The sequence below is a fragment of the Methylohalobius crimeensis 10Ki genome (assembly GCF_000421465.1).
Lineage (GTDB): Bacteria > Pseudomonadota > Gammaproteobacteria > Methylococcales > Methylothermaceae > Methylohalobius > Methylohalobius crimeensis.
Genome location: NZ_ATXB01000001.1, coordinates 1,290,853 through 1,307,297, shown reverse-complemented (window position 1 = coordinate 1,307,297; position 16,445 = coordinate 1,290,853). Strand labels below are relative to the sequence as shown.

General features: G+C 57.7%; 16 protein-coding genes. 2 read left to right on the top strand and 14 right to left on the bottom strand.

Going from position 1 to position 16,445, the window contains the following annotated elements; translation table 11 throughout:
- Nucleotides 1-93: 93 nt before the first annotated feature.
- The 14 genes from H035_RS0106610 to H035_RS0106545 form a co-directional block, all read right to left on the bottom strand.
- Nucleotides 94-1,290 (bottom strand): pyridoxal phosphate-dependent aminotransferase, encoded by a 1,197-nt coding sequence (locus H035_RS0106610; protein ID WP_022948202.1) that lies wholly within the window; start codon nucleotides 1,288-1,290, stop codon nucleotides 94-96.
- Nucleotides 1,287-2,708, bottom strand: a complete 1,422-nt coding sequence (locus H035_RS0106605) for an amidase (RefSeq protein WP_022948201.1) — start codon at nucleotides 2,706-2,708, stop codon at nucleotides 1,287-1,289. The genes H035_RS0106610 and H035_RS0106605 overlap by 4 nt, the downstream gene beginning before the upstream one ends.
- An 86-nt stretch (nucleotides 2,709-2,794) precedes the next feature.
- A complete protein-coding gene (locus H035_RS0106600; protein WP_022948200.1) occupies nucleotides 2,795-3,769 on the bottom strand; it encodes a D-2-hydroxyacid dehydrogenase in 975 nt (324 codons plus the stop codon).
- Nucleotides 3,770-3,774: 5 nt separating this feature from the next.
- Nucleotides 3,775-5,022: an aspartate aminotransferase family protein gene (locus H035_RS0106595; protein ID WP_022948199.1), complete on the bottom strand. Its 1,248-nt coding sequence runs from the start codon at nucleotides 5,020-5,022 to the stop codon at nucleotides 3,775-3,777.
- A 103-nt stretch (nucleotides 5,023-5,125) separates the two neighbouring features.
- Nucleotides 5,126-6,586 carry an NAD-dependent succinate-semialdehyde dehydrogenase gene (locus H035_RS0106590; RefSeq protein WP_022948198.1) on the bottom strand — a complete coding sequence of 487 codons (1,461 nt, stop codon included), beginning with the start codon at nucleotides 6,584-6,586 and terminating at the stop codon, nucleotides 5,126-5,128.
- An 81-nt stretch (nucleotides 6,587-6,667) separates the two neighbouring features.
- Nucleotides 6,668-7,651 carry a YbgA family protein gene (locus H035_RS0106585; protein ID WP_022948197.1) on the bottom strand — a complete coding sequence of 328 codons (984 nt, stop codon included), beginning with the start codon at nucleotides 7,649-7,651 and terminating at the stop codon, nucleotides 6,668-6,670.
- The gene (locus H035_RS0106580; protein WP_022948196.1) at nucleotides 7,644-8,594 is read right to left on the bottom strand and encodes a MerR family transcriptional regulator; all 951 of its coding nucleotides are present in this window, start codon (nucleotides 8,592-8,594) and stop codon (nucleotides 7,644-7,646) included. Before H035_RS0106580 ends, H035_RS0106585 begins: the two co-directional genes overlap by 8 nt.
- A gap of 63 nt (nucleotides 8,595-8,657) precedes the next feature.
- Nucleotides 8,658-9,101, bottom strand: coding sequence for a hypothetical protein (locus H035_RS0106575; RefSeq protein ID WP_022948195.1), 444 nt, complete (start codon nucleotides 9,099-9,101; stop codon nucleotides 8,658-8,660).
- Nucleotides 9,102-9,113: 12 nt separating this feature from the next.
- On the bottom strand, nucleotides 9,114-9,518 hold the full coding sequence (locus H035_RS0106570) for a hypothetical protein (RefSeq protein WP_022948194.1): 405 nt from the start codon (nucleotides 9,516-9,518) through the stop codon (nucleotides 9,114-9,116).
- Nucleotides 9,519-9,706: 188 nt separating this feature from the next.
- Nucleotides 9,707-10,438, bottom strand: a complete 732-nt coding sequence (locus H035_RS0106565) for a DUF3429 family protein (protein WP_026596343.1) — start codon at nucleotides 10,436-10,438, stop codon at nucleotides 9,707-9,709.
- 26 nt (nucleotides 10,439-10,464) lie between these two features.
- The gene (locus H035_RS0106560) at nucleotides 10,465-10,929 is read right to left on the bottom strand and encodes a TspO/MBR family protein (RefSeq protein ID WP_026596342.1); all 465 of its coding nucleotides are present in this window, start codon (nucleotides 10,927-10,929) and stop codon (nucleotides 10,465-10,467) included.
- Nucleotides 10,930-10,932: 3 nt separating this feature from the next.
- On the bottom strand, nucleotides 10,933-11,853 hold the full coding sequence (locus H035_RS18560; RefSeq protein WP_022948192.1) for a hypothetical protein: 921 nt from the start codon (nucleotides 11,851-11,853) through the stop codon (nucleotides 10,933-10,935).
- A gap of 18 nt (nucleotides 11,854-11,871) precedes the next feature.
- A complete protein-coding gene (locus H035_RS18555) occupies nucleotides 11,872-13,107 on the bottom strand; it encodes an NAD(P)/FAD-dependent oxidoreductase (RefSeq protein ID WP_022948191.1) in 1,236 nt (411 codons plus the stop codon).
- A gap of 15 nt (nucleotides 13,108-13,122) precedes the next feature.
- Nucleotides 13,123-14,238 carry an NAD(P)/FAD-dependent oxidoreductase gene (locus H035_RS0106545; protein WP_022948190.1) on the bottom strand — a complete coding sequence of 372 codons (1,116 nt, stop codon included), beginning with the start codon at nucleotides 14,236-14,238 and terminating at the stop codon, nucleotides 13,123-13,125.
- A gap of 140 nt (nucleotides 14,239-14,378) precedes the next feature.
- On the opposite strand from H035_RS0106545, the gene H035_RS18550 reads away from it, so the two are divergent.
- Together H035_RS18550 and H035_RS0106535 are read left to right on the top strand one after the other, a co-directional pair.
- On the top strand, nucleotides 14,379-15,653 hold the full coding sequence (locus tag H035_RS18550; protein WP_022948189.1) for an NAD(P)/FAD-dependent oxidoreductase: 1,275 nt from the start codon (nucleotides 14,379-14,381) through the stop codon (nucleotides 15,651-15,653).
- 4 nt (nucleotides 15,654-15,657) lie between these two features.
- The gene (locus tag H035_RS0106535) at nucleotides 15,658-16,431 is read left to right on the top strand and encodes a DUF1365 domain-containing protein (protein WP_022948188.1); all 774 of its coding nucleotides are present in this window, start codon (nucleotides 15,658-15,660) and stop codon (nucleotides 16,429-16,431) included.
- The last annotated feature ends 14 nt before the right edge of the window (nucleotides 16,432-16,445 follow it).

Genomic DNA, 16,445 nt, shown 5'->3' with positions numbered 1-16,445 from the left:
ACAACAAGCCGCAAAGCAGGTCAAGCGAAAAATCGGCTGGATTCCAGCCTCCACGTCACAATGAACCCCCGAGGTCGCCGCAAACAAACGCCTTCATTCAAAATCCTGTTTTTTCATCCAGGGGATGATCCGCTCGAAGGCTTTCTCGATTTGCTCCAGGGAGGTGGAATAGCTGATCCGCAAGGCATTGCTGCAGGATTCGCCGAAGGTGTCGCCGGCGATGGTGCACACCCCCGTTTCCTTGAGCATGCGCAGCGCCACATTGGTGCCGTTGATGCCTTCCGGAAGAGAGGGGAAAATATAAAAGGCGCCTTCCGGCCGATAGCCCTTCAAATACGGCGTCTCGTCGACCAAGGTCACCAGGCGGTTGCGGCGGCGGGTGTATTCGGCCAGCATCTCGTCGACAAAGCTCCGATCGCCGCGCAGCGCGGCCACCCCGGCCCACTGGCAGGGGGTATTGGCCACCGTGGTGGTGAACATGTGGTAGCGGCGCAGTTTTTTGATCGCGCCCTGGCTGGCGATCATCCAGCCGATGCGCATGCCGGCCATGCTGAAGGTTTTGGAAAAGCTGCTCACCACCATCACATGGTCCAGATCGCTGCAGCAGGACAGCACGCTGGGATAGGTCTTGTCGTCGTAGACCAGGTGATCGTAGACCTCGTCGCTGATCACGTAGACGTTGCGATAGGCGGCTTCCTGGACGATGGCTTCGACGGTTTCCCGCGGGTAGAGGGTGCCGGTGGGATTGCTGGGCGAATTCAGCACGATGGCGTAGGTGTTCATGTCGATGGCGTCGATCACTTCCTGGGGATCGAGCTGATGGCCGTTTTCGGCCCGGGTGGGAATGTATTTCACCTCGCCGCCGTTCATTCGGATCAAGGGCGCGTACAGCATGAAACTGGGATCGGGCACGATGAATTCGCGTCCCGGGGCCGATGTGGAAGTCAGCGCCAGGTAGATCGCCTCGGTCGCGCCGGTGGTCACCAGAATGTTATCCGGGCTCAGGGAGCGACCGTAGCGCTCGCCGTAATACTCGGCCAGGGCCTCCAGCAATTCAGGCAATCCCGCGTCCATGGTGTAGCCGGTCTGACCGGCCCGCATGGCCTCGATGGTCGCCTCCACCACATGCGGCGGCGCGGGCATATCGGGCTGGCCGATGGACAGATGGATCACGTCGTCCATTTCGGCCGCCAGGTTCACCATCTTGCGGATTCCCGGCACCGGAATGGCGTGCAGGGCCGGATTCCAGATGGGATCCTCGCTTTCGTAGAAATCGGCGTCGGTGATCATGCCCCGTTCTCCCGATCAAACAACTCCGGCCGGTTTTCGGTCAGGGGTGCCGCCTGCTGGTAGGCGTATCCGGCCCGCAGCACCCGCTCATCGCTGAACCGAGGCCCCACGATCTGCAATCCGATCGGCAATCCGTCGGTACTGAATCCGCAAGGGACGGACAAGGCGGGCTGCCCGGTCATGTTGAAGGGATAGGTAAACGGCGTCCAACTGGGCCAACGGGTGCTGTACCAGTCTTCGGGCACTTCCCGGCCGGCCTTGAACGCGGTGATGGGCAAGGTCGGCGTGAGCAAGAGATCGTATTTGCGATGGAAGACGGCCATGCGCTCGCTGAGCGCCATCCGGATATTGACCGCCCCCAGATAATCCAGCATGGAGAGCCGGGACGCCTTTTCGGCCACCTTGACCAGTTCGGGGTCCATCAAGGCGCGTTTTTTGGTCCCGATATCGCGCATCGCGTTGGCCGCCCCGCCGTAGAATAAATGACCGAATGCGCCCACCGGATCGCTGAAGCTGGGGTCCACCTCCATCACCTCGGCGCCCAGGCTCTCGAACACGGCGACCGCCTGTTTGAACGCCGCTTCGATTTCCGGATCGACATTCACATGGCCCAAGTTGGGCGTATAGGCGATTTTCCACCTCTTAACGCCCCGGTCCAATTCGGCCAAATAATTGACGCCCCGCCGCGGAGCGGCCTGGCTGTCGCGTAAATCGGGCTCGGTCAGGACGTTCATCATCAAGGCGCAATCCTGGACGGTCCAGGTCATCGGTCCCGCGTGGGCGAGCGTCCCGAAGGGGCTGGCCGGCCAATGGGGCACCTCGCCGAAAGTGGGTTTCAAACCCACGATGCCGCAAAAGGCGGCCGGGATTCGAATCGACCCGCCGGCGTCGGTACCCAGCGCCAAGGGTCCCATTCCCAGGGCCACCGCGGCGCCGGAACCGCCGCTGGAACCACCGGAGGTCTTTTCCGGATTCCAGGGATTGCGGGTCACGCCGTGTATGGGGCTGTCGGTCACGCCCTTCCAGCCGAATTCGGGCGTGGTGGTCTTTCCCAGCGGGACGTAGCCGTTGCGTTTCAAAGCCGCCACCGCGGGCGACTCCTTGCCCAGCGTACTGTTCGGCTCGATCACCTTGGAACCCTTGACGGTGGGCCACATGGGCGTCAGGAATACATCCTTGACCGCCACCGGCACCCCGTCGAGCCAGCCCTTGGGTTCGCCTTGCTGGTAACGCTCCTCGGATTCACGCGCATAACGCAAGGTGGTTTCCGAATCCACCAGACACCAGGCATTCACGTGTGGATCCAGCCGCTCGATCTGATCCAGCATGGCCCGGGTCGCTTCCACCGGCGAAAGGCTGCCCTTCCGATAAGCTTCCAGCAATTCAACCGCGGTCATCCGCAACACATCTTTACTCATATCCCCACTCCTTTATTTCACGCCACATGTTTCCCGACGATGCATAAAAAATGGTTGCCATTGAGGCGATCGAGCAAAAGCCCATCCTACTTGGCGCTGATATAGCCGCGCTTTTTCTCCACCACATTCAGCATAGGGGATCCGGCGACCCAGCGGCGGAAATTCTCCACGAACTGCTCGCCCAAAGCTCGGCGCCAGCCGATGAAATCACCGGCCATGTGCGCCGAAATCATCACGTTGGGCATATCCCACAAGGGGCTGTCCGCCGGCAACGGTTCCTGCTCGAATACGTCCAGCGCCGCCCCGTCGATTTGCCCGTTTCTCAACGCCTCGATCAAGGCATCGAGTTTCACAATCGGGCCGCGGCCCACATTGATCAGGCGCGCACCGGATTGCATTCGCTCGAAGGCGGAACGGTCGAACAGACCTTCGGTCCGGGGCGTCAACGGCGCGGTAATCACCACGTAATCGGCGCTGGGAAGCAATTCGTCCAAGGCATCCTCGCCGTACACTGCATCGAATCTTTCGTCCTCGCGGGCATGGCGGGCCGTTCCGATCACCCGCATACCCACCGCCCGCAGCAAAGCGGCCACTTCGCGGCCGATGGAACCGGCACCGACGACCAAGGCGGTCTGTTTATGGATCAATTCGGTTTCCCGATGCCGCCAGCGATGCTGGCGCTGATAATCCAAATTGCCCAAGGTGTCCTTGGCGAACAACAGTACCGCGCCCAACACGTATTCGGCGATCCCCCGGTCGAATATGCCGCGCGCATTGGTGAGAATGATGTCGCTTTCGGTCAACTCGGGAAACATCAACGCATCGACCCCCGCGCTGGTGGCGTGCACCCAGGAGATATGATGCTCACGGGGCCAAACTTCTCGCAGCCAATCGGTGCGAAAATCGGTCACCACGAGAATGTCCGCCGCCGGCAAGGTCTCGCGCAACACCGATTCATCGCGCGCATAGCGCACTCGCGCTTGGCCTCCCAGTGCCTCCAGGCCGGGCAAGTCGGGCTCGTCGGGCGCGGTCAGCACCACGATTTGGGTTTGCTTGGACATGGGAATCAAATCGTTTGCAATGCTTGCTCGAACAAGCCGACCGCCTCGTCGATCTGCTCCCGGGTCACGATCAAGGGCGGCAGCCACCGGACCACCTGGCCGTGGGTTCCGCAACGCAGCATCAACAGGCCGGCCGCCTCGCTTTCCTTGAGCAACTGGGCCGCCCGTTCGCCCGAGGGTTGTTTCTTGTCGTCGACGATCTCCATGCCCAGCATCAAACCCATGCCCCGGATCTCGTCGATGAAGCGATAGGCTGACTGCAATCGTTCCAACTGCTGGCGAAGGTAGGCGCCGTTCTCGCGTACATTGGCGAGCAGGTTTTCTTGCTCGAACACATCCAAGGTCGCCAACGCGGCGGCGCAGGCCACCGCGTTGGCCCCGTAGGTGCCGCCCTGAGAACCGGGAAAACCTTGCTTCATCAAGTCGGCGGATGCGGCAATCGCCGACAAGGGGTACCCGCTGGCCAAGCCTTTGGCGGTAATCAGGATATCCGGCCGGACATCGAAATGTTCATGGCTCCAGAATTGGCCGGTGCGCCCATATCCGGCCTGGATTTCGTCGCAGATCAGCACGATGCCGTGCCGATCGCAACGCTCGCGCAGGCCCTGCATGAAACCCTCGGTGGCGGGGTAATAGCCGTACTCTCCCTGAACCGGTTCCACGATGATGGCGGCGGTGTCGGAAGGCGCGGATTGGGTAACGAACAAATGATCCAGTTCCTGCAGGCAAAAACGGGTGGTCTCTTCTTCGCTCCAGCCGTAACGATAGGTATGGGGAAACGGCGCGTACACCACTCCGGCCATCATGGGATGGAAACCGGTGCGCACCTTGGGGGTGGAGGTGGTCAAGGACGCCGCGCCCATGGTGCGTCCGTGGAATCCCCCTTGAAAGGCGATGATGTTGGCTCTTCCCGTGGCTTGTCGCGCCAACCGGACCGCCGACTCCACCGCCTCGGAACCCGAGTTCCAGAAAGCGATGGCGTCCAGTTCCGCGGGCAGACGCTCATACAAACGGTCGGTCAGTTCCAGCATCCGCGGATGCTTGACCGTGGTGTACTGGGCATGGACCAGGGTGGCGACTTGTTTTTGCGCGGCGGCGACCACCGTCGGATGGCAATGCCCCGTGGCGGTCACGCCGATGCCGGACGTGAAATCCAGGTACTTCGTTCCGGCCGCGTCATACAAATACGCACCTTCGCCACGTTCCACGAGCACGGAGCTGGATTGGGCCAGCAGCGGGGACAAATGACTCATAAAGACTCCTTTAGCGCTTGTTTTCAAACCCGATCCTCTGCGGCGGGACCCACATCGTGGATTTAGGATGACGCCTACCACCCGGCAACGCAAGATCCTATTTTCATTCGCCTCCCATGCACAAATATTTCACTTCCAGGTACTCCTCCATGCCGTATTTGGACCCTTCCCGACCGATACCCGACTCCTTCACGCCGCCGAACGGCGCCACCGGGTTGGAAATCAGCCCTTCGTTGATCCCCACGATACCCGCTTCCAGGGCCTCCGCGACGCGCCACACCCGATGGATATCGCGGCTGTAGAAATAGGAGGCCAGCCCGTAGGGCGTATCGTTGGCCAGGCGAATCGCTTCTTCCTCGGTTTGGAATTTCATCACCGCGGCCACCGGCCCGAAGGTTTCTTCATGGCACAACTGCATGTCCGGGGTCACCCCGGTCAGCAGGGCGGGTTGCACATAGGTGCCGCCCAGGGGATGGGCCTCGCCGCCGAGGATCAGCCGCGCGCCCTTGCCGACCGCATCCCGGAGATGCTCATCGACCTTGTCCACCGCCGCTTGATTGATCAGCGCGGATTGATTGACGCCCTCCTCCAGGCCGTTGCCGACTCGCAAGGTTTCCATCGCGGTTTTCAGTTTCTCCACGAACGCATCGTGGACGCCTTCCTGAACCAAGAAACGATTGGCGCAAACGCAAGTCTGGCCGGTATTGCGGAATTTGGAAGCCATGGCCCCCTCCACGGCTTTATCCAGATCCGCATCGTCGAAAACCAGGAAGGGTGCGTTGCCGCCCAGCTCCAAGGAGATCTTCTGAATATGCTCGGCGCACTGGGCCATCAACTTGCGCCCCACCTCGGTGGAACCGGTAAAACTGAGTTTGCGCACCGTGGCGCTGGAGGTGAGGGTTTGACCGATCCTGACCGCATCGCCGGTGATCACATTCAGCACGCCGTTCGGCAAACCGGCGCGCTCGCCCAGCTCGGCCAAGGCGAGCGCGGAAAACGGCGTTTCGGCGGCCGGCTTGACCACCATGGAACAACCCGCGGCCAGTGCCGCACCGGCCTTGCGGGTGATCATGGCGGAAGGAAAGTTCCAGGGGGTGATCGCCACCGACACCCCCACCGGCTGCTTAATCACCACGATATGCTGGCCCGGCTTGGCCGCCGGAATGGTATCGCCGTAGGCCCGCCGGCTCTCCTCGGCGAACCATTTGAGGAACCCGGCGGCATAGGCGATCTCGCCCTTGGCTTCGGGCAGCGGCTTGCCTTGCTCCAAGGTCATCAGGCGCCCCAGGTCGTCCTGGAGCGCCATCATCAGCTCATACCAGCGATACAGAATCTCGCCGCGCTCGGCGGCGGTCTTCTTCCGCCAGACCTCAAATCCCTCTCGAGCGGCGGCAATCGCCCCTCGGGTTTCCGCTTCGGCCATGTCGGGGACGGTGCCCAATATCTGTTGATCGGATGGATTGACGACCTCCAGCGTGGCACCGCCATCCGCATCCACCCATTGGCCGCCGATATAACACTGCTGACGAAACAGATTTTGATCTTGCAGATTCACGCCGCTCATAGAAGCACCTCGATGGTTATAGGGGATAATCCATACCGCTTCCGGGCATAGAGCTAACTAGGATCTTAGCACAAATGCCTTTCATATCCCGTTGCGCAGCCCCAATGCCGGCGGATAGGGTTCCAAGTAATATTGCCAGGCCAGATAAAGGTCGCGAATATGGCTTTGATGATGGCGCAGCAAGGTGAAAGGAACGATCAGGGGGACTTCGCCGCGGCGATAATCCTCGATTGCCCGGGCCAACTCCTGCCGATCCTGGGAGCTCAAATACTTACGCAGATAACCGGAAAGATGTTGAAGGGCGTTGACGTGATTGGGGCGCCGGGCACGACGCTGGAGAGCGGCCATCAACTGGAGGAAATACTCCTTCGCCAGCGCTTCAAAAGGCCGCTTTCCCGCCTGGGAAAGCAGCCGGCCGAGTCGTTGATACGCACTGATATTGTGGGCCATCACCATGTATTTATGCCGGGTGTGAAATTCAATCAAGCGAGCGGGAGTCAGACCTTCCTCGCGGAGCTTGCGCCAGCGACAGTGAACAAAGACCCGTTGCAGGAAATTCTCCCGTAGAATCAAATCGTTCAGGCGCCCTTCCTCTTCCACTGGAAGCTCGGGGCGCAGCGCTTGCCACACACCGGTAAACATACCGACACCCCGCTTGTGGATCAATTGTCTTTCGCCGTCGTGCACCCGAACCCTGGCCATCCCGCAAGAGGGTGAATCCTTCTTGGCGATGAAACCGTCCACCGAATCGTGCTCGTTCAGCTGAGCTCGGGCGAAGTCAGTCATTTTATCGGTAAAATCGCGGCTGTGGTCACGAACCTCGAGGAGACGCACCCGACTATCGTGTTGGACCAGATGAATGGGCGGGCGGGGCACTCCCAGGCCGATGGCCACCTCGGGACAGATCGGCCGCAGCTCCATATAGGCGGCCAGGGTTTCCAGATAACGATTCCGCTTGTGTCCTCCGTCATAACGGACTTGCTGGCCCAACAGACAGGCGCTGGTCAAAATCACCGGCGTCGGGTGACCATCGCCAAGCGCTTCAACAAGTCGGTGTTCATTCATCACGCTTCGTTCCTTGTTGATTGGACCGGACCAGGCAATCGCGAAGCTGCGATAGCAATGCATCTTTGTCCAAAGGCAACGGTTCTACCCCTGCCTTGCGGAAATCAGTGGCGTGACGAGCCGAAGCTTCGCCGGCGACCATGACCGGCACGGAGATATTTCGCGCCAGGATGGGCAGCTCCTGAGTCAATAAACGCCGGGAAGGGGTCGAGTTCGCATATAGCAGCACCGCCGCCGCGCCACAGATTTCCGCGCTCTCACCTAAATATAATAAAGGGGTCGTATCCGGGACCCATATCAAACGATAATTCCGTTCCACCAATAGAAGCCCCAAAAATGCCGAATTCAAGTCGTTATCGTCCCCGGGCAAGCAACCGAATAGGATAGTGGGACCTTCATTACGCAGGGTTTGTTGCCATAGATGGTGGCCCAATTGAACCGTCAAATACCTACGCAGCATGGACGTCCCATGGATCGCCTGAGGCTCGCGCCCCTCCAGGCGCCTGAGACGTTCGAGCGCCGGACGCAGCACCTGGCGTACCAGCAAAACACTGGGGTACAGATTGCAGGCTTCCCGGTAGGCGGCATCCAACGCGCCGGGACTGAACGCCAATGAAGCCTTGACCAACGCCTCGGCGTGCCGCTCCCAGTCTTGCCCGGTCAACGGCGGCACCTCGGTGGTCTGGGGTTGTTCCAGAGCCGCCCTCACCCGGCTAACGGGAATACCGGTCTCCAGCAGTCTCACAACCCGCTGAATCAACTGTATATCCTGCTCAGAATAAAGACGATGCCCCTTGGGCGTCCGATGAGGCTTCACCAGACCATAGCGCCGCTCCCAGGCCCGCAGGGTAATGGGATTGACTCCGGTCTTCTCGGCCACTTCCCGGATAGGATACAACCCTAGCGGCGAGGTGTTCGTCTTCGATCCTTTGGCGTCAGTCATACCATTCCATCCTTGATAGAAATTACCTTATTCTCAAGCGGCTGCTGCTCACAGCTTGTCTTGTTAATCCGGTTCCTCAGAACGCCAGTCGAGTCCTTGCAATGCCCAGTTATCGGAATCCAAGACGTCTCCGCCTTGATACTTGATATAACAAGCATAATGCTGTTTTTTCGCCACCCCCGGAGAATCGGTGACAATTACGCTGGCCTTGATCAAGTATCGACCGCCCCCGAGACTCCAAATCTTTTCGGCGCCAGTAGGAAACTCGACTCGAGCCGCCCCCATTTCTCGGCGGATATATTCGCCACACGCCAACTGGGCCGACCGGGCTCTCTCGCCATTGACCGGCTCGATGACGTCGGTCCGGGCAAAATAATCGGAATCCAGCACATAGCGCATGAACGGCAGAATGACAAACACTTGAAGGACATATAATAACGCCACGTAAAATACGATTTTTAAAAGTGACTGCCAGTCGGGCAACCAATCTCGCCACCGTGTCACCATGATCCAATCTCCTCAAAACGGGGGGTTCCCACCTTTCGACGACTTCCGTGTGCGCATATAAGTATCTCCGAAATACAGCAGGTGGGACACTCCGCAGTAAGTCAGTCCAATCACCAAAGGAACGCTGAGGGGAATCCCGTTGATGCGCGAATAAAACGGAATGCCCGCCGCGGCCAGCAGGAACAGAGCTCCCATAAACAAAGCTTCCAGATAACCTTTATGGCGATATCGGAACATCCAAAGTAAAAATTGAATTGCCACCAGATAAAAAACAATGACCAATAAATTCCGCCCCATAGGGCCATAGATCTGCATCATTTCCGGAAATACCAGACCCGGCTTGAGCAACACGAAAAGGCCGCCGACGACCGAAATTAAAACGGAAATATAAAAATTAATCCAGATGACTGCTTGCATGGAATTCAACTAAAAATCGATTAAATGCCTTATCGAAAAAAAGCAGCATCCCTGCTGTCTCCAACCGGCAAACGCAACTCATACATGTCAATGCCAAAATCCCGGCTCATCCCATGCCCTCATCAAACTCTATACAATAATTATACAAAAACAAACAAAGCAGTCAATTTTTTATGCACAACCTAAAACTAGGTCAAAAATTGCACCACAATTCCCGTCATTAGACATCCCACTACCACAAAACTGAGATGGGTACGCAGGGTACGAAAAAACCGAAGATCTTCGCGCTCGGGATACCAGGCGAGATCGATGCGCCAGGCGATCAAAAATAAAACCGCCTGAATTGCAGCTCCGATTCCAAAGGGCAATGTCAAAGTGAGCCAGCCGATGAGGGCCGGCACTACGCTCCAGAGAAGATGACGATGAACCATTTTACCGCTAGCACCGCCTGCAATTACCCATCCCCAGTGGACAGCCCCGACAAACGAGAGAATGACTGCGCCGTAACTTAGAAGCATTGTTCCAAAGAAGGGCTGCAAAGATGGATGCACCACTCCTAAAATCAGCGCGCCCAGGATGAACGGCAACAGCCCCCCGTACCCCAACCAGGCCATTAGCCGTACGCTGTCTGTCTCACCTCTTTGGAGCGCCAAACGAAGTTCCGGCTCGCCCCCTACGAACTGACCATTCAGGAAAATCATCGGCAGACCGTGCCAGGCGTAGGTTTCGCTCAAATGCTGAAAAAGCTCGCGATGTTGCCGGTTCGCCATGGGCATCTCGACCGATCGAAAGTCTAAACCTTGACTATCCAACCAATCTATAAGGGTACGGACGTCCGTCAGTGACGAATGAAAAATAACGATAGGAGAAGACTCAACGGCCTCCTTAAAAAAATCAGCTGAAACATCGACGGTATACATAAAAGGTATTCCTTGAGCAGGACAATTCAATTAAATAACCAGATCCAAAAATTGAGAATGCCGGCAAACCCGGTCCAGAGAAGATACGGCATCATCAGGTAGGCAGATAAGGACCTGAGACGAGCGAAGACCGCCACACAAGCGCCTACCACCACAAGCAGCAAGCCCAGATCGAGCAAAGCCCAACCGATCGCATGACGTCCGAAAAACAACCAACTCCAGGCGGCATTCGCCCCAAGCTGAAAAAAGAACAAGCTCAATCCGACATTGCGCAAGCGGCTTGCCGGCACCGCCCAAACCAACCAGGCAGCCACCGCCATCAAGGCATAGAGCGCACTCCAGACCAGAGGGAACACAAAATCGGGAGGCGTAAACGGGGGTTTGGTCAGATGCTGGTACCACTCGCCGGGCCGAAACCGGCTACCGATGAAAGCCGCCGTGGCGGTGGCACCGGCCGCAACCGTCAATTTCCACCAGGATCGGGCAAGCATCGCTCAATCCCCCTGACATCGAGCCTTGACCTCACCGACATAGGCCTCCAATTCGTCGGTGGAATGGAGAAACCGCCAGCTGGTTAATCCCTCCTTCACCAACCATCCCCCCCCTTCCGGAATCAGTTCGTACCCATACTGATGCAAGACATCCTGGCATTCCAGCACCCTTGCCTGCTCGTCGGCGGGGATATTCAGGCCCGGATGAAAAGGATGCAGCCACATCTGATAAAGACTGAAGAAGATCTGAGCCCCCATGGACAGCCCCATCACACCACCGGAGACGACGATGACATAGGCAAAGAAAGGATGATTGCGGGCAGGAATCCAGGAAAGAATATCCACCAGCATCGCCACAAAAGGAATGATGACGATGGTTCGTTTGAGGGTGACATTCATGTCGCACAAAATGAATATCTTGCCCAGCAAGTACAGAATAAAAGCGATGCCGAACAGGTGGATATGCGATACCTTGACCAAGTTGGGCAGCGACGCAGGTTTGCCCGCGGCCACTTCCATCACCCCTTCGTACGTGGTCAGATTGGGCAGCGACGGATTGGCCTGGGGATTATGGCAACCGATGCAGTTTTGCTGGAAAATGGGAGCGACCTCTTCCTCGAAGCGGTCCCGGCTTTTGCCGCTATGAATCCACTTGATGAGGGTGTTCTTGTTCTCGGCAGAACCGACATATCCCGCCATAATGCCATTGATCGCCGCCTCCAGACGAGTCTGCTCCATCGACCCATAGTAAGAAATGATCACATCCTGAACCGACATGCCCGGATTTCCGTCCCGATTGTTGTAGGTGAAATACAGATGGGTGAGAGCAAACAGATAACCCACCCCGATCGTCAGCAGAAACAAGGTATCGATGAGTTTTTCGCTGGTGGAGATATCCCAAAATCTCCGATAACGGGTAGCCATAACAAGTACTCCTATCAATTAGAGGCCAGTGGAAGCATTACGGGACAGACAGAGCTCACGAAGCGGTCGGTTGTGGAATCGGTCGATGGAAAATTCTTGCAAATCGAAACCCGGATCCTCTCCAGTACTCAGAGCGGCGACGATCTCTCCGAATAGGGGAGCATACTTCAGGGCCTGCCCCGATCCGAGACAATGGATGAGATTTCCGACTTTGGAATCTTTTCCCAAAATAAAACGCAAGTCCGGCGTGATATCGAAAAAAGAAGGATAGGCATAGGTGGATACCGGATTACCGACCTGAGGGAAACGGAAACGAATCTTTTCCCGATAAGCGGTCAATTGTTCTTCTGAAGCGCCCTGGCTGCCCGCCTCGTAAACCCGATCAGCCGCTTCCGACATGAAGGCAAAACGGGTGAAAGCCGCCAGAACATCGCGGCCGTTTCGGGATCGGGGCCGGTGGACATGCAACTGACTTCCCGGCCAGCGGCGAAAGTAAGCGTTCTGAACATAATCGGCAATGATGGGTAAGGATTCAGGTATTTCTTGCCCGCCGGCCAGAAAGTTGGCCGCCAAGACCGGCTCCAGGGCGACCGGAATCGCGATCCCGCAGCGGGCGAAAAGCTCCGCGCTCCAGGCACCGGCGGCGTTGACCACCTGCTCGCAGTTGAACGAGCCTTGACGGGTATGAAGCTTGATGATTCGTTGAGCATCATCCTGTTCGAACGCCACTACGGGGCAATGCTCGAAGACCTGAACATCGTTGCCACGGAGAGCTGTCTGCAGCGCAGTCAAAACCTCCCCCGTCTCGAGCAGCAGCGCCTCGGGTTCATAAAAATAAAGCGATTCAGGATCGGTACGAATCGCATTTTGGCAAAGTTTCTCTGCCTCCTTAGGCGATAGACGTTGAAAGCCCACACCATAGCGCTGCATGGAACGCTCCAGTTCGCTCCATTGCCCCTGTTCGTCAGCCGGAGCGATCCAAAGCGCGCCCGGCTCTTGATAGGGAATTTTGACGCCCCAATACGCATCGAGTCGTTTCCAGCAATTTATGGCGGCCTTTCCCATTCTGGCGGCGTTGACGGAAGCGTTGACGGCGCGGACGATAGCGCTGTGCCTGGAACTCAAACCCGCCCCCAGCACCTTGCGTTCGACCAGCGCCACCTGACCGGGCCCCAAGCTGCGTCGCAGCGCAATGGCGCAAGCCGCTCCCAAACAGCCTCCGCCGATGATCACGGTATGAAAATGCTCGTCCATACAGGCACCCTCCTTTCAAAAGATGGAGAGTTCGTACAAGGTTTCGACCGTTTCTTTGATAAAAAAAGCCGGCAATCCCGCGACCACGTTTTCCGGGATGCCCAGCCATCCCACGCCGTCGGCAGGTCCCATGCTGACGAAATACCCCATCTCCCGAAAACGGTAAGGACTGAGGCTGAGACCGTGACGATGACGAACGATGTTTTCCCCTACCAAACGTCCCTTACGGGTAGCCACCTGGGCGCTGAGGGTATTGGCACCGCCCCCGGCGAAGGCGGTGCAATCCCCGGCGGCGAACAAACATTCCATCACCCTTCCCCCTTGAACGACCTGTCCGAAAGGATTCACCTGAATCGTCCTGGGATGAGCGACCAGCCCCAGACAAACCATCGTCAGGGCAGAAGGCAGGGTTTGTTTCTCACCGCTGATTCGATGCTCCAACTGCACCTGATTTTCCCGGCATTCGCGCAGAAGGGTTTGATCCAAATACTGAATCCCCGCTTTGGAAATTTTCTGGGCGGCGTATTGACGCATCCGCCGAGGGAACTGCGCCAAAACAACTTGACCGGCATCCACCAAGCGCAAGCCGTACGTGTGCGCGGGAATATTCCGCCATTGCCGGCGCCACGCATCCAGCTCGAATAAAATCTGGATACCGCCGGCGCCGGCGCCGACCACCGTTATCCAAGCCTCTTCTTTTTCATAATCCGACAACCTCCGCCGGAGGTAAGCGGTGAAATCCAGTCGGCTCAAATCATCGGGCGTCAGCGCCGCTCCCAGCACAGGCAATGAGCAGGGTCGACTGCCGGTCGCAATGACAAGGTAGTCGAAAGCCAACCGTTGGCCATCGAGAAGAAGGGTTTTGCTATGTTGCCAATTCTCCAAATTCTCCTCGTTAAATTGGATTTCCGCTTGGAGATGCCGGCAACCGAAACGCCGTTCGAAGTCGCGGAACGGGATTTGGCAACGCCCGCCGGGATGGCGAATCAATTCGTGCAGACGCGTCCGTTTGATATGCGCGGAGTGCGGATCGACCAATGTCACGTCCGCCCCGGGGCAGCGTTCGTGAAGCGCAACGAGTGTGGCCAAGCCCGCGTATCCGCCACCGAGAATGACTACTTTCGGCCGCATAGCTCCCGCCCTTCTTCTGGCTTGGTTAATGATGAAACCTGCTTTTCAACTTGAAAGCAAGCGTAAATGTTCGCCACAAAAATATTGTACAGATTGGAAAATTATATACAATAGTTATTCAAAACATTTACGGAGTGCTTATGGCATCACCACGATTGGCCGTTGTGGGGGGAGGCGTTGCAGGCCTGGTTAGCGCCTGGCTTTTGTCTGCGAAATATTCGGTGACGCTCTTGGAGCGGAACGCTTGTCCGGGCGGACACAGCCATACGGTTGAGATTCCCGGCCCCGACGGAGAGTTGGCGGTGGATACGGGGTTCATTGTCTATAACGAGCGTAATTACCCCCTTTTAACCCGTCTTTTCTCCCATCTCGGGGTCGCTAGCCGCCCCACCGATATGTCCTTTGCTTTCTCCACCGATGAGGGACGTTACGAGTGGGCCGGAGACAATCTCAATACATTATTCGCTCAGAGAAGCAATTTACTCAATCCACGCCACTGGCGGCTGCTGGGGGAGGTTATCCGCTTCAACCGCGCCGCCAAGCGGCTGCTGGAAAATCCGGACGACTCACTGACCTTGGACCAATTTCTATGCCGCGAGGGGTTGAGCGGGCCCCTGGCCCAAGCCTATCTGCTTCCCATGGCGGCGGCGATCTGGTCTTGCCCCACTCGGACCATGCAGGAGTTTCCGGCGCTCAGCCTGTGCCGTTTCTTCCATAACCACGGTTTAATCGATCTGTTCAATCGTCCTCAGTGGCGCACCGTCGAAGGAGGAAGCCGCCGTTACGTCCAACGGCTCCTGGCGACCGGTCGGTTTGAACTGAAGCTGAATTGCCCGGTGACATCGGTTCGTCCGGGATCGAAAGGCTGGGATATTACTGCGGAAAACAAGACGGAAACGTTCGATCAAGTCATCCTGGCTTGCCATGCCGACGAAGCCCATGCCTTGCTGGCAAATGAACCGCAAGAAGTAAGGGACTGCCTGGCCGCTTTTCCTTACCAAAACAACATCGCCTGGTTGCACCGAGATGAAGGGCTGATGCCGGTACGGCGACAAGTTTGGTCCGCCTGGAATTATCTAACCGCAGAAGACGCAGACCAACACGCGGTCTCGGTCACCTATTGGATGAACCGTCTCCAGCACCTGCCCATGAACCGGCCCGTATTCGTCAGCCTCAACCCCCTCCGACCGCCGCGGGAAGATCGCGTATTTCTCATGTGCACGTGGCAACACCCGGTGTTCGACCGCCACGCTTTAGCGGCTCAACATGCAATCGCAGCTTTGCAGGGAAAGGATGGGCTTTGGCTGGCGGGCAGCTATACCGGTCATGGCTTCCATGAGGACGCGGTAGCCAGTGCGGTGGCGATAGCACGCCGCTTGGATGCCTTACCCAGTTGGTTGGACGACCAGGAATAATCTAATGCGCGAACCCCACGCCGCCTCCCTGTATTACTGCTCCATCATGCATGCGCGCCGGTTCCCGGTTCGCTACCGGTTCCGCTACCGGTTGTTCAGTCTGCTGCTGGATCTCGACGCCCTGCCCCAATACGACCGAAAACTCAAGCTGTTCGGTTACAACCGACCGGCGCCGGTGGCATTTTACGATCGAGACCACGGCCCTCGAGACGGGCGGCCGCTAAGGCCCTGGATCGACCAGGTGCTCGAAGACGCCGGTATCGGATTGGCAGGCGGGGAAGTGTCTCTTTTGACCCTCCCCCGCCTGTGGGGCTATGTGTTCAACCCCCTCAGCCTCTGGTACTGCCGTCACCGCGACGGCAGCCTCCGGGCGGTACTGGCGGAAGTGCATAACACTTTCGGCGAGTGGCACGGCTATCTGCTCCACGAACAGGGTCGCCCGATCCAATGGCCGCTGTGCTCGAAGGCGGCCAAATGTTTTCACGTTTCTCCGTTTATCGGCATGGAGGCGGTGTATCACTTTCGTCTGTCAGAGCCGACCGAGCGGCTGCAAGTCTCGATTCAAGAGTATCAAGAGGATCGGCTGATGCTGATCGCGACCCAGTCCGGTCGCCGGGAAGCGCTCACCGATCGCGCCCTGTTGCGGGCATTGTGCCGATTTCCCTTGGCCACCTTCAAAGTGATTCTCATGATCCATTGGCAGGCGCTCAAGCTTTGGCTCCAGAAAATCCCCCTCTATCACAAACCCGAACCTCCCGACCAGGAAGTCGGCGGCTAATCGTTTTTATTCAT